General features: G+C 33.8%; 21 protein-coding genes and 1 riboswitch. Of the genes, 11 read left to right on the top strand and 10 right to left on the bottom strand.

Annotation, left to right across the window (positions count from 1 at the left end; genetic code table 11):
* Positions 1-28 precede the first annotated feature (28 nt).
* Positions 29-1,675, bottom strand: a complete 1,647-nt coding sequence (gene pafA, locus B5X64_RS11210) for an alkaline phosphatase PafA (protein ID WP_079465331.1) — start codon at positions 1,673-1,675, stop codon at positions 29-31.
* 234 nt (positions 1,676-1,909) lie between these two features.
* Here pafA and B5X64_RS11205 point away from each other — a divergent pair, with 234 nt between their 5' ends.
* Together B5X64_RS11205 and B5X64_RS11200 are read left to right on the top strand one after the other, a co-directional pair.
* A complete protein-coding gene (locus tag B5X64_RS11205) occupies positions 1,910-3,625 on the top strand; it encodes a S41 family peptidase (protein ID WP_079465330.1) in 1,716 nt (571 codons plus the stop codon).
* Between the two features lie 115 nt (positions 3,626-3,740).
* The gene (locus tag B5X64_RS11200; RefSeq protein ID WP_079465329.1) at positions 3,741-4,454 is read left to right on the top strand and encodes a hypothetical protein; all 714 of its coding nucleotides are present in this window, start codon (positions 3,741-3,743) and stop codon (positions 4,452-4,454) included.
* Positions 4,455-4,510: 56 nt separating this feature from the next.
* On the opposite strand, the gene B5X64_RS11195 is transcribed toward B5X64_RS11200, so the two are convergent.
* Positions 4,511-4,885 (bottom strand): Fur family transcriptional regulator, encoded by a 375-nt coding sequence (locus B5X64_RS11195; protein WP_079465328.1) that lies wholly within the window; start codon positions 4,883-4,885, stop codon positions 4,511-4,513.
* Positions 4,886-4,983: 98 nt separating this feature from the next.
* On the opposite strand from B5X64_RS11195, the gene B5X64_RS11190 reads away from it, so the two are divergent.
* The 3 genes from B5X64_RS11190 to B5X64_RS11180 all read left to right on the top strand — a co-directional run bounded on the left by B5X64_RS11190 (position 4,984) and on the right by B5X64_RS11180 (position 7,918).
* Positions 4,984-5,889, top strand: a complete 906-nt coding sequence (locus B5X64_RS11190; RefSeq protein ID WP_079465327.1) for an NAD(P)/FAD-dependent oxidoreductase — start codon at positions 4,984-4,986, stop codon at positions 5,887-5,889.
* A gap of 83 nt (positions 5,890-5,972) precedes the next feature.
* Positions 5,973-7,340 carry a glycine-rich domain-containing protein gene (locus B5X64_RS11185; RefSeq protein WP_111944876.1) on the top strand — a complete coding sequence of 456 codons (1,368 nt, stop codon included), beginning with the start codon at positions 5,973-5,975 and terminating at the stop codon, positions 7,338-7,340.
* Positions 7,341-7,357: 17 nt separating this feature from the next.
* Positions 7,358-7,918, top strand: a complete 561-nt coding sequence (locus B5X64_RS11180) for a hypothetical protein (RefSeq protein ID WP_079465325.1) — start codon at positions 7,358-7,360, stop codon at positions 7,916-7,918.
* A 249-nt stretch (positions 7,919-8,167) separates the two neighbouring features.
* Here B5X64_RS11180 and B5X64_RS23040 read toward each other — a convergent pair whose 3' ends face one another.
* The 6 genes from B5X64_RS23040 to B5X64_RS11155 form a co-directional block, all read right to left on the bottom strand.
* Positions 8,168-8,320 (bottom strand): hypothetical protein, encoded by a 153-nt coding sequence (locus B5X64_RS23040; RefSeq protein WP_228418879.1) that lies wholly within the window; start codon positions 8,318-8,320, stop codon positions 8,168-8,170.
* 201 nt (positions 8,321-8,521) lie between these two features.
* Complete coding sequence (locus tag B5X64_RS11175; protein ID WP_079465324.1) at positions 8,522-9,448, bottom strand: malate dehydrogenase; 927 nt, start codon at positions 9,446-9,448, stop codon at positions 8,522-8,524.
* 160 nt (positions 9,449-9,608) lie between these two features.
* Positions 9,609-10,160, bottom strand: a complete 552-nt coding sequence (locus B5X64_RS11170; RefSeq protein ID WP_079465323.1) for a biliverdin-producing heme oxygenase — start codon at positions 10,158-10,160, stop codon at positions 9,609-9,611.
* A 9-nt stretch (positions 10,161-10,169) separates the two neighbouring features.
* A complete protein-coding gene (locus B5X64_RS11165) occupies positions 10,170-12,377 on the bottom strand; it encodes an ATP-binding protein (RefSeq protein ID WP_079465322.1) in 2,208 nt (735 codons plus the stop codon).
* A gap of 205 nt (positions 12,378-12,582) precedes the next feature.
* Entirely contained in the window at positions 12,583-14,310 is a 1,728-nt protein-coding gene (locus tag B5X64_RS11160) for an RDD family protein (RefSeq protein ID WP_079465321.1), read from the bottom strand.
* 31 nt (positions 14,311-14,341) lie between these two features.
* Positions 14,342-15,355, bottom strand: coding sequence for a nucleoid-associated protein (locus B5X64_RS11155; protein WP_079465320.1), 1,014 nt, complete (start codon positions 15,353-15,355; stop codon positions 14,342-14,344).
* A gap of 540 nt (positions 15,356-15,895) precedes the next feature.
* On the opposite strand from B5X64_RS11155, the gene B5X64_RS11150 reads away from it, so the two are divergent.
* Complete coding sequence (locus tag B5X64_RS11150) at positions 15,896-16,294, top strand: DUF7674 family protein (protein ID WP_066676224.1); 399 nt, start codon at positions 15,896-15,898, stop codon at positions 16,292-16,294.
* Between the two features lie 124 nt (positions 16,295-16,418).
* Here the strand turns inward: B5X64_RS11150 and B5X64_RS11145 are convergent, their stop codons facing one another.
* Together B5X64_RS11145 and B5X64_RS11140 are read right to left on the bottom strand one after the other, a co-directional pair.
* The gene (locus B5X64_RS11145) at positions 16,419-17,957 is read right to left on the bottom strand and encodes a RagB/SusD family nutrient uptake outer membrane protein (protein ID WP_079465319.1); all 1,539 of its coding nucleotides are present in this window, start codon (positions 17,955-17,957) and stop codon (positions 16,419-16,421) included.
* 10 nt (positions 17,958-17,967) lie between these two features.
* Complete coding sequence (locus tag B5X64_RS11140) at positions 17,968-20,865, bottom strand: SusC/RagA family TonB-linked outer membrane protein (RefSeq protein ID WP_079465318.1); 2,898 nt, start codon at positions 20,863-20,865, stop codon at positions 17,968-17,970.
* A gap of 418 nt (positions 20,866-21,283) precedes the next feature.
* Here B5X64_RS11140 and B5X64_RS11135 point away from each other — a divergent pair, with 418 nt between their 5' ends.
* The 5 genes from B5X64_RS11135 to tenA all read left to right on the top strand — a co-directional run bounded on the left by B5X64_RS11135 (position 21,284) and on the right by tenA (position 24,842).
* A complete protein-coding gene (locus B5X64_RS11135) occupies positions 21,284-21,640 on the top strand; it encodes a response regulator (RefSeq protein ID WP_079465317.1) in 357 nt (118 codons plus the stop codon).
* A 148-nt stretch (positions 21,641-21,788) separates the two neighbouring features.
* A riboswitch (TPP riboswitch) is annotated at positions 21,789-21,881 on the top strand.
* A 61-nt stretch (positions 21,882-21,942) separates the two neighbouring features.
* A complete protein-coding gene (thiM, locus tag B5X64_RS11130) occupies positions 21,943-22,740 on the top strand; it encodes a hydroxyethylthiazole kinase (RefSeq protein WP_172459106.1) in 798 nt (265 codons plus the stop codon).
* Positions 22,737-23,375, top strand: a complete 639-nt coding sequence (gene thiE / locus B5X64_RS11125; protein ID WP_079465315.1) for a thiamine phosphate synthase — start codon at positions 22,737-22,739, stop codon at positions 23,373-23,375. Before thiM ends, thiE begins: the two co-directional genes overlap by 4 nt.
* Positions 23,372-24,205, top strand: coding sequence for a bifunctional hydroxymethylpyrimidine kinase/phosphomethylpyrimidine kinase (gene thiD, locus B5X64_RS11120; RefSeq protein WP_079465314.1), 834 nt, complete (start codon positions 23,372-23,374; stop codon positions 24,203-24,205). The genes thiE and thiD overlap by 4 nt, the downstream gene beginning before the upstream one ends.
* Entirely contained in the window at positions 24,192-24,842 is a 651-nt protein-coding gene (tenA, locus tag B5X64_RS11115; RefSeq protein WP_079465313.1) for a thiaminase II, read from the top strand. The genes thiD and tenA overlap by 14 nt, the downstream gene beginning before the upstream one ends.
* Positions 24,843-24,959 lie beyond the last annotated feature (117 nt).

Raw genomic sequence — 24,959 nt, 5'->3', positions numbered from 1 at the left:
CCGATTCTTTATTTAAATACCCCGAATATTATTTTCCTAAAACCTCAGTAATCGGATTACCTACATTTCCACTTGGAAACTGAATGTGTAGCAAAGCTGAAACCGTCGGTGCAATATCGGTCATATGATATTGTTTATTGCTTTCGCCATGCTTAATTCCCCATCCCATAAAAATCAAAGGAATGTGTGCATCGTAAGAATTCCAAACACTGTGTGTAGTTCCTGTTTTTGAATATGGAGGAAGCATAGAATCATGAGAAATCAGTTGAATATCACCACTTCTCTGTCTGTTGATTCCGTTGATAATTCTTTGTTTGATAGGTTCAGGAATTGTCGCTTCCTGTACTTCTGTTGTAGAAACTGCATATAAAACTGTTGGATCTTTTTCCAATTCGTGAATCGCAAATTCTTTGACATCTTCAAGTTCCAGCTTATTATCAGTCATTAATTTTCTATCGAAATAAATCTGATAATTATCAACTCCGTTGATTAATTTATCAACTCCAAACTTAGATTTCAGCTTTTCGTTTAAGCTCTTTTCCATTCCTTCACCAAAAAATCCTGTGTTGATTTTATGTTCTTTCAGGAAACCTACAGAATGCGCCCCACCGTGATCTGCCGAAACAAAAACTGTGTACTTATTTTTCCCAACTTTTCCATCCAAATATTTGAAAAATTTAGCTAAATCCTGATCCAGTCTTAAATAAACATCTTCTACTTCGATAGAATTCGGGCCAAATTTATGTCCTGCATAATCTGTTGAAGCTAAATTGATGGCTAAAATATCAGTTACCTCATCAGCTCCTAAATTTTCACCTTCTACCGAAGCTTCAGCCAGTTTTAAAGTTAAAGTATTTCCAAAAGGCGTGTAACGGATGTTGTCTTTTTTAGTTTTATAATCTTCAGCCAAATTATTGTAAGGGAAAACAGGAGTTTTTGAACTTCCTAAAAGCCCTTCCCAAGGAGAATTATCGGGCGAACTTTCTGTGTATTGATTGATAGGTAATAAAGTATTCCAACCATTTGCGACCAACTGATCAGGAAAATTTTGAGAATTGAAGTTCTTCACCCATTGAGGCAAATCATTCATATACCAAGTGCTTGTAATAAAATCTCCGGTAGAATCGTCAAACCAATATGCTCCATTTGGCGTGTGACCAGCCGGAAGAATTGAAGCTCTGTCTTTCAAAGAAACTCCAACTACTTTACCCTGAAAATTAGTCGCTAATCTCAGTTCGTCTGTAACCGTTGTAGACCAAAGATTCTTCGGAGAGTGGCTCCCTACTTTTACGTTAGTTGTACCTACAGGCTGTGTATTTTCATCGGTTGTACAGTACACATTTTTTCCGGTTTCTTTATCTGTCCAGTCATTTCCGGCAATCCCATGAATTGCAGGAACCGAGCCTGTATAAATAGAAGTATGTCCCAAAGCAGTTACTGTAGGAACATATGGAATATGTACATTATTTAAAGAATATCCTTTATTTAAAAGTCTTTTGAAACCGTCATTTCCATACTTGCTGTAATATCGGTAAAGATAATCCCACCTCATCTGATCGATAACCAAACCTACGACCAATTTGGGTCTATCAACCTGATTGTTTTTATTTTTCTGAGCATTGATTGTAATTACAGACAGCAATGCAGCTGCAGCAATTGAAATTTTCCTAAACATTGAATAACTTTTTAGTGCCACAAATTTACGGGTTTTGAAAGTTTTGGTGTGTGAAATTTTGATTAAATTTCATGAAGCCCACCTTTCATTTGATAAGATTTATTTTCTCATTTTTATATTGAAAATCTAATATAAATGTAGTTTCGATACTGATAAAACAAAATTTTCAACTTATTGATTTTAATTATTTCCCAAATGACAAATATCTGTTATCTTTAAAAATTACTTATCCTCATGAAAAAAACATCAGTTCTTCTTATCTTTTTTCTATTTCAACAATCCGTTTTCGCTCAGAAAGACCAGTATTATGACTTCATCAAAACCTGGAATTTCATTAAATATTATCATCCCGATCTTGCAAGTGGAAAGATAAATGCCGACAGTTTGTTTTTGGTGAACGTAAAAAATATCAGTTCTCAAGATGATTTTAATTCTATAGCCAATAAATTAACTACAAAACTCAATAAAAAATTTACAACTTCTGCTCCGGCCGAAACATCGCAAGACGTTCTTTCAAAAAATCAAAATTTCGACTGGTTTCAGAAAAACAGAAAAGTAAGCTCTGAAAATAAAGATTTACTCAATACCATTTACAAGCATCGGTACAATTTTGAAAACCTTCCAAAAGGAAAATTGGTAAGCGAGGAGAAAAAATATCCATTTGCTAAAGACGAAAATCTTCCGCAAGAATATCGTTTATTGACTTTAGCTAAAATTCAGGGAGTTGTAGATTACCTTTTTCCACATAAATATTTGATGGATAAAAATTTTGATACGTTCTTTAAAAATATGCTGGATGAAAGTCTTACAATAAACACCCGAAAAGATTTTGAGATTATTCTGGCAAACCTTGTTTCTAAAATGGAAGACAGCCATGCCTTCAAATTCTATCGTGAACTCAACTACAGAAACGATTTTTTGTTTAACGCTTCTTACTACTCTCCTTTCGATTATAAAATTGTAGACAATTATCTCTTGGTTACCGACATCGTATTTCCAGAGATTTGTACAAAAGCAAACATCAGAAAAGGAGATCACATCACAGAAATTAATGGTAAAAAAATATCCAAGATTATCGATGAGAAAAGCAGGTTACTTTCCGTTTCTAATCGTGAAAAGTTAATATATGAACTTTCATCCTATCAAAACAATCTTATTTGGTCAGACAATTCTCCACAGAAATTATTAAAGGTAAAATCTGGTAATAAAACATTTACGACAAATATCGAACTTGTAAACACTTTAGATAAAACACAGGTCAATGTACTTTCAAATTATATAAACAATAAGAACCAAAAATGGGCAACCCGAGAACTAAATAATAAAGATATTGCCTATTTTAATATTAATAACACGCTACAATTTATCAATGATGTGGATGACGATAAAATTGATGAAAAAATGGAGAGCATTATTCTAAATGCCTCAAAGAAAAAAGCAATGGTTTTTGACATGAGAGGTTATCCGGATTGGGGTGGATTTATTTTTCATTATGTGTATAAATACTTTTCACCTTCCGAAAATTATTTCTATAAATATTACGCTCCCAATCTTAAAAACATTGGCACTTTTGCTTATCTGAAAGATTCTTATCATTACTTCCCTGAAATAAAAAATATGCAAACGATGCCCTACTCCGGTAAAGTTTTTATTATCGTTAATCCTGAAACCCGAAGCGCAAGTGAATGGTATACGATGAGCCTACAAAAAATCTTTCCTCAATCGATTACAATTGGTCAACAAACTGCCGGTGCAGATGGCGATGTAGTAAGAGTAAATCTTCCCGGCAATTATCTTTTAGAATTTACAGGAAACGGAATTTTTTATCCTGATAATTCGCAAACCCAACAAATAGGAGTCAAAATTGATGAAGTCATTAAATATAAAGATCAGGATTTCTTAGATAAAAAAGATTTGGAATTTGAGAGGATTTCAAATGCATTGAAATAAGTATTGCCTCATTTTTCATTTACAATTTAACATAATTTTAAACTTTTTTCATCTTCTTTAGCACCAATTTTGCTACCACAACAAGGCAGAATGATGCCTCTCAACCTATTGAATTATGAAGAATACGCTTTTAACGAGTGCTTTGGCGGTGCTTACTTTGTGGTCGTGTAGTAAGAAAAATGAAGATCCAGATGTTTCTCAGGAAACAGTAAATGCAAATCCAGCTGAGCATGAATATTCATCAGAAGCGATTTCAGATACGGGCTATAATATCAGCAAAATTCCTGTTACTGATAAATTTCACGGAACGTTTCCTTATTTCCAGCTTCCTCAAGGATATACTTTCACCGATCCAAATTCTTATCAGGGAGACGGACAAACCAAAGATTTTGATAAAGAATATTTCTACGATCACGGTTCATATACTTCAATGGAAGGCAAGACGTACAAAGCCGAAATCAGGATTTCTGAAGAATTTAAAGACAAGAAATTTTCTCCGCTTGAAATTCAGAAAAGTTTTGATGAATTAATTAAAAACGTAGGAGGTATAAAAATCAACACTGGTGAACCTTTAAGAGACGGTGAAGAAGAACGTATAAAAAAGGAGGATCCGGAAGCTTATAATTTAGGCTACATGCACTCTTGCAACAACTGGAAAAATGTAAATACCTACATTATCCGAACGGCTGAGAAAACAGTTTTTGTACAATATAATCTAGGAAAAGACCAAACCAGCATCACTATTTTAGAAACAAAACCTTTTGAAAATAAAATGTCGATTGTGGATGAAAAACCAAAAGCAGATTCTTTAGATAAAAAGAAAAAGTAACTTTTTAAAATACCCAACACAACCTTTGTATATTCTTGCAAAGGTTTGTTTATTTTTCAAGCACAATCTTTACAAATCCCCGTCAGAATACAATTTACGCTTTCGACTAAATAGCCCTTTTCTAAAGAAAACTGAACTTCATTCGGTAAACATTCTATCGTTTCACATTTTGTACATCTGAAATGAAAATGATGATCTGCCAGCTTTTTTTCTTCACATTTTATACAAACAGCAAAATACTGCTTTCCGTCTTCTGCGACAATTCTATGAAGAATTCCGTCTTCACAGAACCGATTGAGAACACGGTAAATTGTAGCACGATCAATACTGATATCAACTTTCTGCATCACTGCATCTGAGCTCATCGCTTTTCGAGAACCTGCTAGAACATTCAAAACTGCCTCTTTTGTTGGGGTACTTCTTCTTATCATTTTGTTAATGCGATTATGTTGCAATAATAAAAATTTATTCTAACTTTGCCAAACTTTCCAAGTTAAAATATTTTCGTCAACTTTTAAAATCAGAAACTATGAATGAAACAGAATACGAAGTAATCATTATTGGCGGAAGTTATTCCGGGCTTTCTGCAGCAATGGCTTTAGGTAGGTCATTAAGAAAAACTTTAGTAATAGACAGCGGAAAACCCTGCAATGAGCAAACTCCACATTCTCATAATTTCTTGACGCAGGACGGAAAATCTCCCAAAGAAATTGCAGAAAACGCACGAAAACAGGTAAGTGAATACGAAACCATACACTTTCATCAAGGAAAAGTGGTTGATGCTAAAAAATCTGAAACCAGTTTTGAAATCACCACAGAAAAAGGTGAAAAATTTCATTCAAAGAAATTGATTATTGCAACAGGAATTGTAGATGAGATTCCTGACCTCAAAGGTTTTAAGGAATCTTGGGGAATATCTCTGATCCATTGTCCATATTGCCACGGTTACGAATACAAAGGCAAAAAAACAGGAATTATTGCTAATGGAGACAAAGCGGTGCATATTTCTTCGCTTGTGAAAAACTTAACCGAAGACGTTACGATTCTCACACAAGGAAAAGCCAACTTTACAGATGAACAATTAGAAAAACTGAAACGAAACAATATTCAAATCATTGAAAGTGAAATTTCTGAATTGAAGCACGATAACGGAATCGTTGAAAGCATTATTTTCTCAGATCAAACAGAAATAAAATTTGAAGCAGTTTATGGAGCTTTTCCTTTTCATCAGCATTCAGAAATTCCAAAAAATTTAGGTTGTGAGTTTACAGAATTTGGTCACCTTAAAACGGATCAGTTTCAGAAAACCAATATTCCCGGAATCTTTGTATGTGGTGACAATTCTTCGATGATGCGTTCAGTTTCAAACGCAGTGATGACCGGAAATGTAGCCGGAGCCATGGTTAATATGGAATTGGTTACGGATTGTTTTTAAATAAATGTTAAATCTTATTATCTAAAGATCTACATAGAATATTGAACTTAAAAATTACTTATCTTTAAGTTCAACATTTAAACATGATGAATAAAGATCTTTGGGAAAAAATTGAGCGGTTTGATTTTGATCATCCACCAAGTGAATATGATTTTACATTACGGTTGGCTCATGAAAATTATTGGACGCGAAATTTTACAAAACAGGCGATTTTAGAATACAAAAAATTCATGTATCTGGCTGCAGTTTCAGACATGATGGTTTCACCTTCAGAAATTGTAGATACGGTTTGGCATCAACATCTTATTTTCACCAAATCTTATTCAGAATTTTGTACGATTTTAGGAAAACAAATCCAGCATATTCCTTCGACACACAATAAGGAAGATTTTCAAAAATTTAAACTCGCCAAAGAACGGACGACAAAACTTTATGAAACTCATTTTGGAAAACAACCTGAAAGTATTTGGGATCATGCAAATCCGTATGAAAGTCTGAACCTGAAAAAATCAAACTTTAAACTGAGAACTTCATTAATTGTAGGAATAATTGCATTCATCGTTTTAAGTTTTCCACTTTATTTTTTACTGAAACCTTTATATCTCAGCATTAAAAATCCTGATTTCATTTTTTTATTTTTAGGATTAATCATAGTTTCTTTCGTGGTATTGGAATGGTATAACCGAAGAAAGTTTGCACAAGCAATCCGTTTATTCGATAAAGACTCTTTTGTATTTGATCTTCAGCCTTATGAATTAATTTATCTTAAAGACCGAAATATTTCTTCTGTAGTCAACGGAACCGTAAATGAATTGATTGATAATGGTTCGATAAAAATAAATGAAGATCAAACGATTAGCACTAACAAATTAACGTTCATACAATCACGAGAACATCAACAGGTTATCGACTTATTAAATGATCTTGGTAAAACTTCTTATCCTAATTTTTTAATTCAGTTGATTACAAAACCTGCGTTTTCAAACATCATTAAATCGATGGATGAGGTTAAAAAATATTTTATCCGGTCAAAGGTTTTCTCCCATTTATTCGTTCTGAATTTTATTGTTTTTCTAACATTAATTATGTTCGGATTTCTAAGAATTGTCACTGGAATTTTACGCGACAAACCCGTTTTGCTCATAAGTTTTGCTGTTGTTATTCTCATTTTTATGATGATAGGATACTTACTCAAATTAACCAATTTATTTAGTTCTAAAATTTTACCCGACTTATACAAAACCGCTATATTGCCAAAAAAAAACACCGACAACAATTGGCAATGGAGCTATTTTCTTTTAGGAACAGCCGTTTTAACAACTTCTTTTGTTCCTTTAACTGCCAAATCAACTTATGACGGTTCAGGTGGCGGTTGCGGAACCTTATCATCATCAGATTCTTCTTGTGGCGGCAGCTCGTGCAGCAGTTGCGGAGGTTGTGGTGGAGATTAATTTAATTTTTAATATATATGAAAAAAACACTTTCACTTTGCTGTATAGCTTTATCATTATTAATTTTTTCCTGCAAATCGGAGAATAAGAAAACTGAAAAACAAATAACAGCAACAGAACAAATCACTCAGCCGAAAACCGAAAAACCAGCTGACAAAAAGGAAATTCAGGATATTGATTTTTCAGAATACAGCAAACTTGCTCCGATTGAACTGAAGGAATCTAAAAGTAAAAATGTTTTCAAAAAATACGGTACAGAATTCAGTGGAAACTGTTATGCATGTGATTTAGCAGTGTTTAAAATCAACAAGAAAAATTTTGATATTGTAAATGTATGTGATGATAATGATTTTAAAAGATTTAAAGACTTCAAATATGAAAAATCTGGCAATATCTTAAAAATTACAACTTCAGAAACAACTTTTATCTTTACGAAAGTTGAGAACGAACCCATTTATCAACTAACATTTGAAGGCAAAAAACCTGACTTAAAAAATAAAAGAATATCAGAATTCTACACTCCTGAAACATTGATTGAAAAATTTGAAGAACATGATTGTGGAGATTTTGAGGGGTGAAAATAAGTAAGACTATTAATTCATATAGTGACAGTGAAAGACAAGCTTTGAAAGCGAAAATTACGAATATTTCTGTAAAGTAATTTCATTAAGTAAACGTCATATAAATTAGTGACAACTTCTCAAAAACAATTTACTTTAAACTTTAGTAACTAATAATGAGATATTTAAAGATATTTTCTATCATATCGTATTCATTAATTATGCTGATTGGACAAATGATACCAATTCCTTTTATCTTATGGTTATTTACTGTGTTTGATTTTGGAAATATTGATCAACTTTTTGTGCATTTTTAGGTATTGCAGGAGTTATTCTTAGCTTTATAAAGAGTAAGTATCCTGCCTTAATTTCGTTAATCAGTTTTATACTTATGATTTCAGCAGTTGCAAGCCGGCTCATGTACGTTTCTATTGAAGCTTTAAATTATCCCGCTTTTACAATTCCATTTTTTATATTCATAACAACTCAAATAATATTGATATTTCTAAACATAAGAACTAAAAATAAATCAAATCTTATAAAATAAATTTTAATAGAAATCTAACAAAAAAAAAATCCGCATCTTACGATGCGGATTCTATTTATATAAAGTCTAATCAATTAAAACTTCAAATCACCATTTACTTCTCTTACTGCTTGTGCAGCTTCAGCAAATTTAGCTTTTTCTTCTTCAGTTAAAGAAATTGTTACGATGCTTTCAACACCGTTTTTCCCGATAATTGCAGGAACACCTAAACAGATATCGCTTTCGCCATATTCTCCGTCAAGCATTAATGAACAAGGGATCATTTTCTTTTGGTCACAAGCGATTGCCTGAACCATTACAGAAACTGCCGCACCTGGAGCATACCAAGCTGAAGTACCTAATAATTTAGTTAATGTAGCACCACCAACTTTAGTTTCTTCAATTACATAATTTTGTTTTGCTTCGTCAAGGAACTCAGTTACAGGAACTCCGTTTCTTGTCGCTTTGCTCAATAAAGGAAGCATTCCTGTATCACTGTGAGCAGCGATTACCATACCGTCAACATCAGAGATTGGAGCTTCTAAAGCTTCAGCCAATCTGTATTTGAATCTTGCAGAATCTAAAGCACCACCCATACCGATGATTTTGTGCTTAGGAAGACCTGAAGTTTTGTGTACCAAATAAGCCATTGTATCCATTGGGTTAGAAACCACGATTATGATTACTTCCGGAGAATTTTTTACTAAGTTTTCAGTAACTTCTTTTACGATTCCCGCATTGATACCGATTAATTCTTCTCTTGTCATTCCCGGCTTTCTTGGGATACCAGAAGTGATTACTGCTACATGGGAACCTGCTGTTTTGCTGTAATCTCCTGTTGTACCGGTAATTTTTGTATCAAATCCGTTCAAAGATGCAGTCTGCATCAAGTCCATTGCTTTTCCTTCAGCAAAACCTTCTTTGATATCTACTAAAACTACTTCTGAACAGAAGTCTTTCATTGCGATGTATTCTGCACAACTTGCACCTACAGCGCCTGCACCTACTACAGTTACTTTCATAATATATTGATTTATTGTTTTTAATTGGCATTATGGAACTTTACAGTTTCATAATACTTTTTTATTATTTATTTTGTTAGTTTAATTTTTGCTTCCCAAATGTACAAATTCCCGAAAAATTGAGCAATCTTTCGGGAATTTTAATTATTATTTAAGGAAATTAATTAACGTTTAGTAAAAACGTATATAATTTTTTAGCTCCTGACAATACCTGGTTGTAGTTTTCTTCAGTAACTTCAGTATCCAAAACTTCTTTAAAGTTTTTCCACATCGGTCCTGTATTTTCCTGATAACATCCGAAAAAGTTGAAAGTTACATCATCAAAACCTTCAGTTTTAGAAAGTTGCTTTGCGATAACATTTCCACCCAAAGTAGAACCTTCAATGACATACATTGCTCCTAAAGCTTCATGTTCATTCGCCAATTCAAATTCGTGAGAAGCTGTTTGGTTTTCTAAAGCTAAACTTGCTAAATCTTTTTCGATTAAAGGAAGCTTTACTCTTTGATCTAACTGAAGTTTTTCAGAAAAATTTTCAGAAAGGTTGTTGAATATTTTATTTTCACTGTGAAGAAGCATCAAATAATTGGTGTTGATTATTTTTTTGTAATCTTCTAAAGTGAAAGTTTTATTAAAAATTTTCTCAGAATTAAAAAGCTTTTCGGCAGCATCGTGATACTCCGCCGTATTTTGTTTTAGATATTCAGATACCATATTTTTGTTTTAAAGTTGCACAAATTTAGGTTTTTGAAACGTTAAAATAAAACAAGTTCCTTCTTTATTACTCTCATAATCTACGTTTCCGCCCAATCTATTCATAATTCTGTGAACAATCGAAAGCCCTACTCCATTTCCCTTGAACTTTTTGGCATTATCCATACGGTTGAAAATTTTAAACATTTTATGCTTATTTTCTGCAGGAATTCCGATACCGTTGTCTTTGATACGGTAGATAATTTTGTCTCCGGCTTCTGTTCCTTCTATTTCGATAATCGGCTGTTCCTGATCTGATGAATATTTTACTGCGTTATTAATGATGTTTAAAAATACCTGATGTAGCATCGTTTTATCCGCCAAAACTTCAGGACATTCTTTAATCACTACCATACTTTTTTGGCTATCGTACGTGATCTTTGCATTCTCCGTAATCTTACGAATGGTGAGATTGGTTTCGATGGTTTCCAGCTGTATTTCGCTGTGTTTTGCACGGCTAAGCTGAAGTACATTCTGCATCATTTCTGCCATATTATCGATTTCGCCGATGATAGAATTGATTTTATTTTTGTCTTTGTCTTCTATATCCCCCAAACTATTGAGCAGCATCTGTGCATTCAGCTTCATTACCGTAAGCGGAGTTCCCAAATCATGCGAAATCGTATAAGAAAAACTGTCTAGTTCCTCATTTACTTTTTTCAGCTGATCATTCAGCTTTTTTATGGTAATATATTGTTTATGCGAAGTTTCAAAGATAAGATCACGGATAAGGTGTACCGCAATCTGGTTTTTAGAGCTCCATCTTTTTGATTTTCCCTTTATATTTTCAGTGAAAACCTGAAAAGATTCTCTTGGTGATATGGTTCTTATTTCCTGACCGTTTTTTGAGAAAGTTTCAATCTTTTTTTCAGGATTTCCTGCCCAGCTGATGTGCTCGTCAAATTCTTTTCTGAACCATATCAAAATTTCTTTCTTACTACGCTCAACAAAATAGATGATGATTCCTGCAGTATCCGAATTTAAGCCTAATTCGGCTCCATAATCTTTCAGAAAACGATTACTTATAAAGACATTTTCTGAGGTATTTTCGTATGCCCAGTTTACAATTTTATTAATAATTTCGCGCTGAGGCGTAGCTCCGTCCGTAATAATTTCATTGTCCGAAATAATTGCCAATCCATCAGCCTTAGGCATAAGTCTAAGCTGAGATTTATTAAATTCTAATGACTCGAATAAAGTGCCGTGCTCTAAAAATTCAGACTTAAGCGCATACAATTTTTCATTAAGATCAATTCTGTATTGTAATTCTTTTTTAGATTTAAAAGAAGAATAGGCATTAGATGCCAAAACAGTAAAAATTCCAGCCTGTACACGATCTTCAAGATCTATATGTTTTGGTTCAGAATTTTGACAGGTTACCAATCCCCACAATTCATCATCAATAATAATTGAAATACTGAAACTTGATGAAGCTCCGGAGTTTTTGATGTACTGACCATGTATGGGAGACATTGCTCTGGAAGCCACAAAAGTAAGATCTATATTTTTTCCGCTTCGGCTGAGAATACGCACCGGCTCTGAGTAAACATTAGAAAATATTCTTTTTCTTTTCTTTTTATAAAGCTCACGCGCCTGTCTCGGAATATCGTGTTCAGGATAATGAAGTCCTAAATAGCTTTCCAGATGACTGTTTGTTTTTTCTGAAATCACTTTCCCGGAACCATCATTCATAAATTTATAGACCATGATCCGGTCATAATTGATGATATTGGAAACTGTATTGAGCAATTGATCCCAGATTTCCTGTTCGTTATCGATAATATAAAAATTATCATATTTATTGGTAATGCGCTTCTGATGGTTTTCAGAAACTGCTTCAAACTCGAGGAAAATATAATCATTCGCTCTGAAAACCGAGAAGTGATATTGTTTTTCGGCGATTACAATTTTGTCGAAGTAGGTTTCATTTTCTCTTTTTGAAAGAAACCCTGCATCTTTGAAAATGTCTGAATCTAATACTGTTTGAAATACTTCAGGAAACTGCGAAAGCTTTTTTCCAAAAAGATTTTCACAACGTTCTATTTTAAAAATATCCGAGATATTTTCACTGATGAAAGCAATGGTAAGAGAAGTTGTCTCGATGCCAATCAAGTATCCGAAACTTTGTATGTAGCCCGGAATATGAATGGGCTCATCATGACATTCAACAAAATTCATAATATGCTAATAAAAATCAAAGATAGCTAAATAATCCGCCAAAACAATCCTCGTGTGGTATGCGAGATTACATATACAACAATTATTAACAATAATTATGATTTATTAAAATAAATACAGAATTTAATTACTTAAATACTAATCATAATTCACAATTATTAAGAAATTAATTAACATTACAAAAATAATTTATAATATTTATTATTTACTTAACCTCTGTCACTTCCGCCTGCATGCCATTGGTTTTCAACAGATAAATATGTTTTTGTTTTAAAGAATCTAGCATCTCAATTTGTGAAATATTTCTTTCACTTACTTTAAAATTTTCTACCGGAACAATTGTAGGAGACTGCACATCATTCGTTACTTTTAACGGAAAAGAGGTTTTCCATTTAATATCATTATTGATATTTTTTATATTGAGTATCGTTCCACTTCCACCAAGATTCTGAAAATATACAGATGCATTATGATTACTGTAATCATTGCTATCAGAGCCTATCGAAACCTGTAAATAGGGGGTCGCAAAATTGTAAACATTTTCAATTCCGTAGCGAATTCCCGGTTCGAAAAACTCCAATGTTCTCACCGGACGGTAAATTTCCTCCTGAGTTTTTGGGAAAATATTCACCAGATTATCTCTTCTGATAATAAATGTTTTTGCTGTATCTTTCTGTTGATCATAAAGATATTTTGCCTGTGCAAAGCTGGATTCTGATAGAGATTCGCCAATAATTCTCTTGATTGTTATTTTGCTGCCTTCAATTTTTTCTATTTTAAAACCATAATTGTTTATGTTTCCGTAATAGTCAACATCATTCACTACAAAAAACTGATTCGTGTTTGGATTTTTAATTTCAGATTCCAAAAAGTTTAGTTTTTCAGACATTGTATTATTAAATTCAATACTGGCTTTATACTCAGTATAAAATCGTTTTCCGAAATACATTACCGAAAGATAAATTCCTAAAACCGGTAAAATCCACAATAATCTATTGGTTTTAAAACCAGTTCTTTTCTCTTTCACCACATACGTTTCAGAAAGCGAGTCGTGCCATCCTCTTTTAGAGAAAAAAGAAAGTGCATCGAACGGTATATTTCTACATAAAGTCCTCAAAAATATTGTAGACGAATTGGGAGATTCTGCTTTAGAATTAACAACTCTGGATTCCGTTAAAAACTTTCCGGGTGATGACCCAAAAAGAATCTCTGAAATCGGGTAATAAATAAGAATGAATAAGAAAATAATGGTGTACAAAGACCATCTTCCTCTAAAAAATATCTGAAGCGTTTCATTTCCGCTCAAAATACCAGAATCTGCAAGCCAATATCCTAAACTTATAATCACAGGAATCACAACTAACGACATCACCGCAACATCAACAACCCAATGAAAAAACCGCTGCCACTTTCCGGTATCGGTAACAATCGTTTTGTTCTCAGTTATTATTACGTCTATTTCTTTTCCGCTTTTAATCAGTTTCAAAACTCGATAACTTACATACAAAACGACCATTAAAGCAAGATAACCGATGATTATAGAAAATATTTGCAGAGACGTTACATCCTGCCATTTTGTAATGAAAAATTTATAAAATGTACTTTGTAAAAGCACAATAATAGCATTAAAAAAAATCACAGAAAATACAAAACCAATGAAACGTGTTTCTTTTCCTTTAGTTTTTATAAACTGCAACGAGCCAATGAACAGCAGCAGATAAAATACAAAATTCCATATATCAAGATGCTCAAATCGATTGGTAAAATCTAAATTTAATGTACTGAATGAAAATAAAATTCGAAAAATTTCAGGAATTGTATTAAACTGCGATGCTCCATTCCACACCCTGTAAAACGAATAAAAGCAACTTAAAATACCAATGAGGGATATTGCCAGCGAACTGATGGCAATAAATCTGTAGTTTTTTTCCATAAAATGATCGAAATTTATTTTAAACTAATCTCTATACTTCTTTATCAAAGTAAAGCATATAAAATTTCCCTTTCTCATCCTGCCCCTGCTCAAGCATTTTTCGATCACCATGAATGTAGATATGAAAATTTTTATCTAATTTAATAATACTTTTGAAATGTCGCTGCGTTTTTTTCACTGCCGCTTCACTGATCGGGAATTCTTCGGCGATATTGATCTGCATTTCCTGTTCGTAATCGGTTTTATAATTGTTAAAACTTTCGATTACATGCTCGTCTTTTAAGACTTCAGCAGCAAATTCATCCAGCTTGAACTCTTCTTTTTCTTTAAAGAAATTAATGGATTGGTTTAAAAAGTCAGCCTGATCCGCTTTTGAAACTTCAAATTCCTGCGGAAGCTGTTTCACGATAAAATCTTTGTAAACCATCAAAGCTTCCTGCGTATGAAAATACTCATCATCACGTTGTTTTACCTTTAAGAAATCTTCGAACCAGTAATACATATCTCCGTTTTTATTGTTGTCAACCACGGAAAGTACATAGCCACTTTCTTTATTGTTATTGTAAATCAGGGCTGCTTTATCGATTTTTGACAGACTGATTCCCTGATCTTTTTCAATTTCGAAAGACTCGTTTTTAGGGAATATCTTTAAGAAAGAGTCTCTTTTCTCGGTTTTAAAAATTCCGATTTTATCTACTCTTTCCTCGCTTTCTCTTTCGTCTTCAAAGAAAACGATAAATAATTCTCCACCCTGAACTCTAGGATTTTCTGCAGCTTCGAAAAGATGTTTTGCAATATTTTCTGCTTCCCAAAGAAACTTGGCTTTATCATCAAAAATTTCAGATACCGAACTGAAAACCGGATTGTTTACCAAATAAGAATCGCTGTAAAACTGGTAGGTTTCTTCAGTTTTAAAAGAGCCTAAAAAGTAATTTTCAAGCATTTCTACCGTGCCTTCATCCAATTGAAGTTCTTCCTGTGAAAGTATAAGTGATTCTCCGTTGATTTTATTTCCGACTCTGTGAACTACGATTTTTGTAAACATCTCTGATTTTTATGGATTGCAAATATATTTATTCTGAAAATTAAAATCGACTAATTGTATATTTATCTTTAATGAATATCCTTTAAATAGATATATTTAAAACGCAAAGATTTAATAAATGGATAAAGCTCTTTAAGGGGCAAAGATAGCAACAAGTTGCTGATTAAGCTTAAAATAATAAATTTTTGAAACCAATCTTTGTCTCAAAAATTGTGAAGATTACAAAAAAAAAATGAAGATTTTAAATTTCTTAATTCTAAGAATTTAAAATTTGACTTTAAAAATTTTCATTATACCATTTAAATGTTTCATTACTAAACAATAAAAACCAGTATCAATTAATCCAATTAAAATCAACGAATTACAATTTTAATCACTAAACAAAGAAATAAAAATTCACTAAAATAACTATTAACAATAGGCTTACCAAAAGATTTAAACTTAAAACAAAATTAACATGAAGAGTAGTTTTTTTAACATCTCGATAGAGCAATTGGTACACTTTTAGCTAATACAAGAATGTTTTGAAAAATATTTAAAATGAAGAATATTGAGAAGAAAGTAATTAATGAAAATGGGGCAATTGAACATTTAAAAGTATTCTATCCTTCATTACAAAAGGAAATAGTGCAACTTTCAGCACAAGATAACTTTGCAGGAATTATTCAGACAACAGTAGATCACCTGAAAAACCTTTTACAGGAATCGAAAATTAACATTGTGAACCACAACATTAAAATGATGGGCTGGATTTATAGAAACGGAACACAAAACGTAAAACAGATTATTGAAAATCTTTTTGTAAGATCTTTCAAGAGTTTTAAAAAACAAACCGACACTCATCAATGGGAAATGTTATATCAATACATGCCGGTAAGTTTTCAAAAGATCTATGTAAAACAGTCAAAAATGGACGAAATATTATTTAAGAGACACTAAATCAATATCATATAATTACGAAAAAATCCCGGAGCAATTGCGCTTCGGGATTTTCTTTTTGTATGAAGATAAAGCTGACTGATATTCATTTTCAAAAATATCAGTCAACTTTTTAAAACATCTTTTAAGGATTTTGATCGTATCCCGCAATCTGGATTTGAGATAAAGGAACTTGGTATAAATAATCGTTGGTTGTAATGGTAAAATTGTAGTTTAAAACAGCTGCAGCCTGATTGATGACCGCCACTCCAGTATTCCAACGTACCAAATCATGCCAATAAATACCTTCTCCTGCAAACTCTACTCTTCTTTCTTTACGAAGTGCCGTTGTGAAATCTGCTGCAGAAATTGATGTAGAAACAGCCGCAAGCCCTGCTCTCTGACGAATTCTATTCAAATAAGGAACAGCTGTACTTGTACTTCCCTGAGTATTTAAAACTTCAGCATACATCAAAAGAACATCTTCGTAACGGATGATCGGGAAATTAATTGGCCAATCGTAACGGTTGGTGATCACTTTTCCGGGCTCACGGAATTTAATGAAATAATTGGCATTGTCTACCAATCCGTTTTGTGCGATGAACTGGGTTTTAACCGTTACCGCTTTTCTTAAATCTCCCGCTTCATAAGAATTAATCAAAGATTGAGAAACTCCTAATTCACCTGAGGTAAATAAACTTCCCTGCGGATTATACAAAGGATCAGCGGTACCAAAATTTGGAGAAACATAGCTCGGCAAATAAGAACCTTGTGACAAACCTCCGCTTATATGCTGGATTTCGAAGATGTGATATTTGTTGTCATTCGTACTTTTAAACAAATCTGCATAGTTCGGTGACCAGGTAACATACTGACCTTCCCCCTGAATGACAGCAAACAAATGATCTTTTGCTTTTGCAACGTAAGAACTGTTATTTAAAGGATAACCCGATCCTGTAAGATAAATTCTACCTAACATTGCGTGAGCTGCAGACTTGGTAATCCTTCCTTTATTAGCTGCATCATGTATATTTTTCAATCCTGCTACAGAAGCCTCAAGTTCTGAAGTAACGAAGTTATAAAGTGTTGCTAGATCTGTTCTTGGTATTGCAGCCGCTTCAGTAGGACTCACGGGTTTTTCGATTAAAGGAACTTTCCCAAAAGAACGCATCAATTCAAAATAAGCATACGCTCTTAAGAAACGGGTTTCTGAACGGTATTGTTCTTTTGTTGCTTCGCTTGCAAAAGGAACATTATCAATTCTTACTAAAATATTATTGGCATACGTGACCATTTGATAGGCATCTTCCCAAAGAACTTCCATCTCTTCTGTGGTAGAATTGTCTTGAAAACGATTGATCGCGTAATAATCTCTGTTTCCGTTTTGTGAAAGTGCGGTATAATTATTAGAACGAACTTCTGATGCTAATAAGTAAAAATTCACATCATAGCCACCTCTCGAAGAAGCATTGATCATCGCCGAATACACTCCCGAAACGGCCTGTTGAATCTGCAATTCTGTAGTGTAAAAAGAGGTTTGGGTAATATTATTTTCAGGTTCAAGCATCAAATCTTCTCGGCTACAACTTATTGTTCCGAATGTTAATGCACCAAAAATCAATACTTTTCCTAAATTTTTCATATTAAATGGTGATCTGGATATATTTATTGTAGTTGTCTTCATTGTAAAAATTTTAGAAATTAAAGTTTAGGCCCATCATATACACTTTTGCATTAGGATATGCTCCGTAATCGGTACCGTCTGACTGTACAGATTCTGGGTTGTAACCACCGTAATAATGATCTTTTCTCCACACATTTTCTAAACTCACATAGAGTCTAAGGTTTGAGACCTTTAATTTGCTTACCAATTCCTGTGGGAAATTATATCCTAAAGTCACATTTTTAAGCTGAATATAAGTGGCATCATATAACCATCTTGTATCTAAAAGACCTCCTGTAGTACCATCTAATCTTGGGGTTTTACCGTCTCCAGGATCTGCATCAGAACGCCAACGGTTTGCCCAGTTCCCCATTACGTTGGTTGTGGTTCCCATTCCAGGGCGATCGATTGCACGACCTAACAAAGCGTAGCTATAACCTCCTTTCTGACCTTGAAAAAATACAGAAAGATCAAATCCTTTGTATGAAAATGTGTTGGTAAATCCCCAATAATAATCAGGAGTGGGACTACCGATGATATGACGGTCGTTTTCGTCAATTTTACCATCACCGTTAAAATCTCTGTACTTCACGTCTCCTGCAATGGCACCAGTTGTTTTCGCAACACCAGTATTATTGATATCTGCACTTGATAAAACCCCGATTGCTTCATAAAGATAAAAAGAGTTCAGTTCTTCACCGACCTGTATAACATTTGTTAAGTTACTAAAACCTGTATAAATAGGCTTGTTGTTATTCCCTAATTGCAATACTTTATTATTATTAAATGCAATATTGGCAGAAGTGTTCCACTTAAATTGACCTGTTAAGTTTTTGGTGCTTAATTCAAATTCTAAACCTTTATTCTCCACAGATCCCACGTTTCCAATAATGCTTGGAAAACCAGTTGCTAAAAGTATAGGCTCTTGAAGAAGAAGAGCTTTGGTTTTTTTAGTATAATAATCAACTGAGAGATCAATCCTGTTGAATAGTCCCAATTCAAAACCAAAATCTGATGATTGTGTTTTCTCCCAAGTTAAAATACGATTTTCAATGCTGTTTGGGACTAAACCATTAGATAAATTACCTCCAAATGAGTAATTCCCTCCTGTTAATGTTCCAAAAGACTTATAATCACCAATGGCATTATTTCCGTTTTCTCCCCAACTGTAACGTAGTTTCAGGTTGCTTAACCAAGATTGGTTCTTTAAAAATTCTTCTTTGTCAACCTTCCAAGCTCCACCAAATGCGGCAAAAGTTCCGTAAAGATTATCCCAACCAAATCTGGAAGAACCGTCTCTACGAATACTTGCAAACACCATATATTTCTTTTGGTAATCGTAATTTACACGTCCAAACAATGACGTTAACATCCATTCTGAAGCGGTATATTCTGAATTTAATACAGAAGCAGATTGCGTAAAGTTGAATGTTTTCAGATCATCATTCGCAAAACCTTTGTTACGGTTGTATTGACTAGTCGTTCTGGAATTTTCTGCACTATATCCTGCAAGGGCGGCAATACTATGACTTCCGAAAGTCTTTTTATAGTTCAATAAAGCTTCTCCTAAATATCTGTTATAATTTACCGTTCTACGGCTTCCAATACTTACCTGCCCCGGAATATTGGTCACCAAATTGAAGGTTGGAATATAGCCGTTATTGATGTTAAAATTATTAGTCGCCGCTCCTGAAATCTTAAAATTTAAATCTGGTAAAATGTCATAAGACATATACATACTAGATAACATTCTAAACTCGTTGGTGTTATTGGTTGTATTTTCTAAAGTACCAATCGGACTCACGGTAGAACCCGCCCATCTGTATCGTATATTATTCCAGAAGTTGGTATAAAGTCCCGCTCCTAATTCTGCGACCGGAACCATAGAAAGCATTTTATGTGCTTCGTTATCTTTTCCATCTACGGCAGCGCCATAACTTTGTGAATAACTTGGTCTTAATGCAATTCCCGCTTTCCATTTACTTGAGATATTAACATCAACAACAGCACTTAAATTGAATCTATTAAAACCAGTATTTAAAGCCATACCTTCCTGATCAAAATAGGCTGCCGAAATCGCATACTTCACATTACTGCTCCCTCCTCTTACCGACAATTGATAATTTTGGATAGCAGCCGGGCGATAAAAAGCATCCTGCCAATCAATATTTGCCAACTGATTAGTTCCCCATCTCGGATCTAGCATATAGTTGATGTTGGCTAAATTGTAATCGGTAGTATTGGGTAAATTAAAATATTTTGCTCTTACTTCATAACTGTCGGAAGCCGAATTACCAGGAGCTAAAGCAACCCACCTTTTATTAATTGATTCTGTTGCATAATCTATCCATTCTGCACTGCTCATGATGTCTAGCTTTTTCTCAATAGTCTGTACCCCATAATACTGAGAAAATGTAAATGAAGGTTTTCCTGAAACTCCTTTTTTTGTGGTGACGATAACGATACCATTTGACCCTCTTGAACCATACATTGCAGTTGACGCAGCGTCTTTTAAAACTTCAATCGATTGCACATCATCAGGTGAGATATTTGCCATGTCGTCGGCAACAATTCCGTCGATAACATACAAAGGTGAATTATTTGCAGATATAGAAGCAGTACCACGAACTCTAATTTCCACGGGTTCTCCAGGTTTCCCCGTTGTAGAACGAGTTTTAACACCGGCAATCTGCCCAGTTAAAGCCTGGTCTACTCTCGCAATGGGACGATCTTTGAAACTTTCTGCGCTCACTCGCCCTACAGAACCTGTAACTTCACCCTTTTTCTGAGTACCGTAAGCGATTACAACTACTTCCTCAATATCCTTGGTTTTATTACTCGTATTGGCTTTTATACTATCTTTTTCCTGTGCGAAGATAAAACCTGTGGTACTTAACAAAATACCCAAAGTTACTATAGATTTCTTCATTTTATGATTGATGATTAATTATTACTTGTTTATACTTTCTCTTAAATTAAAACGCAAGAAAAGTTAAATCTTAAAGACATGATATTTCTCATATTTTTATTTTTATAAAAGTATACTTATCGAAAATTTCAGCTATCCTGCAGTTACCTGCCCAAATATCAAACAATAGAAACACTAACAAATACCCGCTGTAAGAATCTTTAAAGCCGAAAACCATCTTAAACTAAGAAAGAAACGGGTAAGCTTAGACACGTCAATTCCATACTTCTATTGTATAATCATTAAACCAAAAACCAGTGGTCTAAAATCAAAAAAAAACATTTTACATTATTTAATAATTAATAACATAGATTCCGATTTTTGATGCAATTTTTGCTCGCTATCTCAATATTGGCTTTGTTTTTGCCAAGCAAGATGTATGAAAACAATTTTTATCGTAGAAGATGAGACAGGCATCAGAGATGCATTACAATTGCTCCTGTCATTCGAAAATTATGACGTACGTTCATTTGCTACCGTTGAAGCCTTCAACAATAGAGATCAATCGTTCGTACCGGATGTTTTTATTTTAGATGTAAGATTACCTGATGGTTCAGGTACCGATCTTTGCAACCAAATAAAAGAAAATGAGGCTACCTCAAATATTCCGGTAATGATTATCAGTGCACATGCAAAAGCAGAAAATGTAATCAACTCTTGTAATGCTGATGAATTTATATCTAAACCCTTCGATATCGATGATGTACTGGGGAAAATTGAAAAACTAACGGCTTAATATTAAATCTATTACATTATTATAAAAGCACTCTGAAGCATCTTGTTTTAGAGTGTTTTATTTTATTAAAACTTTGAAGAAACTTCGTTTATTTTCGAAGACATTGTCAGTCTTTAATTTATAAATCAATATTTTTCAATACTTTTGTGTTACGCTTTAGGGGTATTCTGAAAAGAATTGAGAGAGTCCCTTTGAACCTGATACGGCTTACACCGACGTAGGGAAAAGCAATATGTCATATTCTGAATAATGACTGTTGTTCCGGATTTTATCCTAAAGCTTTTATTGATAAAAATATTAGAATGGAAAATAATCTTTGGCACAACATCCTTCACGTAAGAAATACTTCTCCCCTCGTTCACAGTATCACCAATTATGTTGTAATGAACAACACTGCGAATGCGCTTCTGGCAATTGGTACATCACCTATAATGGCTCATGCAAAATCTGAAGTAGAAGAAATGGTTAATATTTCTCACTCATTGGTCATTAATATTGGTACAATCGATGAATATTGGGAAGAAGCCATGCTTATCGCAGTAAAAAAAGCAAATGAATTACAAAAACCCTGGATTTTAGATCCTGTTGGAGCCGGAGCAACATCTTACCGTGATTCGGTTTTAAGCAAGATACTTTATTTAAATCCAACTGTAATCAGAGGAAATGCTTCTGAAATTATTGCCCTTTCAAAAGCCAGTAAAACGATTACAAAAGGAGTCGACAGCACTGCCAAAAGTAATGAAGCTGTAGAAGCTGCCAAAACATTGGTCAAAAATCACAAATCGATAGTTTGTATTTCAGGTGAAACCGATATTATCATCAGTGATAATCAAGAAATCCATTTAAAAAACGGCCATCCAATGATGACCAAAGTTACCGGATTAGGTTGCACTGCAACTGCGCTGATTGGTTCTTTTATCGGAGTTATTGATAACAAAACAGAAGCTATTATTGCAGCAATGAGTTTACTAGGAATAGCTGGAGAAATAGCAGCTCAACAAAGTGCAGGTCCGGGAAGTTTACAGCTCAATATCATTGATAAACTGTACAATATTACAGAAGAAGAATTTTCGGCTCATCTAAAAATGATAAAGCAATGATCTTAAAACCTTCATTTCCTTATCAGCTGTATTTGGTTATTTCTGAGAAAGATTGTTTGGGGAAAGATTTTCTTGAAGTTGCAGAAAAATCAATTTTGGGTGGCGTTGATATTATTCAGCTGCGTGAAAAAAACACCTCAACAGAAGATTTTCTTCGGAAAGCATTCGCATTAAAAGAGATTACCGAAAAATATAATATTCCACTTATTATTAATGATCATTTTGAGGTTGCTGAAAAAATTGGTTCGGCAGGAATTCATGTCGGGAATAACGATAAATCTCCATCAAGTCTCAGAAATGAATTGTTTTTTAAAGATAAAATAATTGGATATTCTATTGAATATTTAAGCCAACTTGAAAATGTAAACACAGAATTGTCAGATTACCTGGGAATCAGTCCCATATTTAGCACCGACACCAAAAAAGATACAGTGACAGAATGGGGATTGGATGGTTTATCAAAAATAAGATCTCTTACAGAAAAACCACTTGTTGCCATCGGAAATATCAATTCCTACAATGCAGCTTCCATTATAAAAGCGGGAGCCGATGCATTAGCTGTTGTATCTGCGATTTGCAGTGCCGAAAATCCTGAAAAAGCAGCGTACGAAATTAAAAATGAAATAGTAAAATGAAAAAATATACTTATCCTACCGTTCTTACGATTGCCGGTTTTGATGGCAGTGGCGGCGCAGGAATACAGGCAGATATCAAAACGTTTTCAGCTTTGGGATGTTATGCAACATCTGTACTTACTGCACTTCCGGTTCAAAATACAATGGGCGTAAGAAAAATATATCCTATTGCAGTGGAAGCTATTGCAGATCAAATAGAAACTGTACTCGACGACATTTTCCCTAATGCCATAAAAATTGGAATGGTGCATACTTCTCAATTAGTTGAAACCATTGTGAAAACTTTAAGTAAATATCCAAAAATCCCCATTGTATTTGATCCTGTCATGGTTGCTACCAGTGGACATCGCTTGATTGAAGAGGAAACCATTCAAACTATCGTTGAACAATTATTTCCCATCGCAGAAATTATTACCCCCAATATGGATGAAGCTTCAATATTGGCACAAATGGAAGTGAAAACGTTAGAAGATATGCAGATTGCCGGTGAAAAAATTTTAAGATCAGGCTGCAAAAACATCCTTCTCAAAGGTGGTCATCAGGAATTACCCACTGTAACTTCATTATTGTTTGAAGAAAATGGTAAACAATCTACTTTTGAAACCATAAAATTTGAAACAAATAACACCCACGGTTCCGGGTGTACCCTTTCCTCGGCAATTGCTGCTTTTATAGCAAGAGGTGAAGAGTTGTCTAAGTCAGTTGAATTAGCGCAGGAATATGTTTTTGAAGCTATTAAAAACGGAAAAGATGTTGTCGTCGGAAAAGGAAATGGTCCTCTTAATCACTTTTTTAATCCCCATAAAATAATTAAAAATGAATTGGTCTGAATTAACCTGGAAACAAACTGAAGAACGGTATCAAGCTATTCTTACCATGCCTTTTGTTGCCCAATTGGCAGATGGAAGTCTTCCCAAAGAAAAATTTCAGTTTTACATGGCTCAGGATTCTTTATATCTCGAGCATTTCGGAAGAGCATTGGCATTGATTGCAGCAAGAGCACATGATATTAGCAACACCTTACAATATCTGAAATATGCAGAAACTGCAATTATCGTCGAAAACGCACTTCATGAATCTTATTTCAAAGATTTTGGCTTAAAAGATAAAGGTACAATGCAACCTGTCTGTCATCATTATGTGCATTTTCTTAAGAGTACCGCTGCACTCGATTCTGTTGAAATAGCGATGGCAGCAGTATTACCCTGTTTTTGGATTTATAAAAAAGTAGGTGACCACATTTACAATACCATAAAGTCTGAAAATAATCCTTATCAAAAATGGATTGAAACGTATGGCGGTGAAGAATTTGCAGAAGCCGTACAACAGGCAATTAGTATCTGCGATGAGGTAGCAGCTTCTACAACTCCTGCCATTAGAGAAAAAATGACAGAAGCATTTTTAACCTCATCCCGAATGGAATATTATTTCTGGGAAGCAGCGTATGATAATAAAATCTGGATTTAATTGTAATAAAAAATCAGCATTGTGTCCCGTCCTAAAAATCCGATACAGATTAAGGGTCAAAAATAAATAATTTAAATCGAAGCAAAAACGTTTTTGCTTCGGTTTTTTGTTTTGTAG

This window comes from Chryseobacterium balustinum, assembly GCF_900168205.1.
Classification (GTDB): domain Bacteria; phylum Bacteroidota; class Bacteroidia; order Flavobacteriales; family Weeksellaceae; genus Chryseobacterium; species Chryseobacterium balustinum.
The sequence above is the reverse complement of the archived record's forward strand: the minus strand, read 5'-3'. Positions and strand labels throughout refer to the sequence as shown.

Coding starts and splice junctions, on each gene's coding strand:
- pafA (WP_079465331.1), bottom strand. CDS start 1,675: ATGTTTAGGAAAATTTCAATTGCTGCAGCTGCATTGCTGTCTGTAATT.
- B5X64_RS11205 (WP_079465330.1), top strand. CDS start 1,910: ATGAAAAAAACATCAGTTCTTCTTATCTTTTTTCTATTTCAACAATCC.
- B5X64_RS11200 (WP_079465329.1), top strand. CDS start 3,741: ATGAAGAATACGCTTTTAACGAGTGCTTTGGCGGTGCTTACTTTGTGG.
- B5X64_RS11195 (WP_079465328.1), bottom strand. CDS start 4,885: ATGATAAGAAGAAGTACCCCAACAAAAGAGGCAGTTTTGAATGTTCTA.
- B5X64_RS11190 (WP_079465327.1), top strand. CDS start 4,984: ATGAATGAAACAGAATACGAAGTAATCATTATTGGCGGAAGTTATTCC.
- B5X64_RS11185 (WP_111944876.1), top strand. CDS start 5,973: ATGATGAATAAAGATCTTTGGGAAAAAATTGAGCGGTTTGATTTTGAT.
- B5X64_RS11180 (WP_079465325.1), top strand. CDS start 7,358: ATGAAAAAAACACTTTCACTTTGCTGTATAGCTTTATCATTATTAATT.
- B5X64_RS23040 (WP_228418879.1), bottom strand. CDS start 8,320: ATGAGCCGGCTTGCAACTGCTGAAATCATAAGTATAAAACTGATTAAC.
- B5X64_RS11175 (WP_079465324.1), bottom strand. CDS start 9,448: ATGAAAGTAACTGTAGTAGGTGCAGGCGCTGTAGGTGCAAGTTGTGCA.
- B5X64_RS11170 (WP_079465323.1), bottom strand. CDS start 10,160: ATGGTATCTGAATATCTAAAACAAAATACGGCGGAGTATCACGATGCT.
- B5X64_RS11165 (WP_079465322.1), bottom strand. CDS start 12,377: ATGAATTTTGTTGAATGTCATGATGAGCCCATTCATATTCCGGGCTAC.
- B5X64_RS11160 (WP_079465321.1), bottom strand. CDS start 14,310: ATGGAAAAAAACTACAGATTTATTGCCATCAGTTCGCTGGCAATATCC.
- B5X64_RS11155 (WP_079465320.1), bottom strand. CDS start 15,355: ATGTTTACAAAAATCGTAGTTCACAGAGTCGGAAATAAAATCAACGGA.
- B5X64_RS11150 (WP_066676224.1), top strand. CDS start 15,896: ATGAAGAATATTGAGAAGAAAGTAATTAATGAAAATGGGGCAATTGAA.
- B5X64_RS11145 (WP_079465319.1), bottom strand. CDS start 17,957: ATGAAGACAACTACAATAAATATATCCAGATCACCATTTAATATGAAA.
- B5X64_RS11140 (WP_079465318.1), bottom strand. CDS start 20,865: ATGAAGAAATCTATAGTAACTTTGGGTATTTTGTTAAGTACCACAGGT.
- B5X64_RS11135 (WP_079465317.1), top strand. CDS start 21,284: ATGAAAACAATTTTTATCGTAGAAGATGAGACAGGCATCAGAGATGCA.
- thiM (WP_172459106.1), top strand. CDS start 21,943: ATGGAAAATAATCTTTGGCACAACATCCTTCACGTAAGAAATACTTCT.
- thiE (WP_079465315.1), top strand. CDS start 22,737: ATGATCTTAAAACCTTCATTTCCTTATCAGCTGTATTTGGTTATTTCT.
- thiD (WP_079465314.1), top strand. CDS start 23,372: ATGAAAAAATATACTTATCCTACCGTTCTTACGATTGCCGGTTTTGAT.
- tenA (WP_079465313.1), top strand. CDS start 24,192: ATGAATTGGTCTGAATTAACCTGGAAACAAACTGAAGAACGGTATCAA.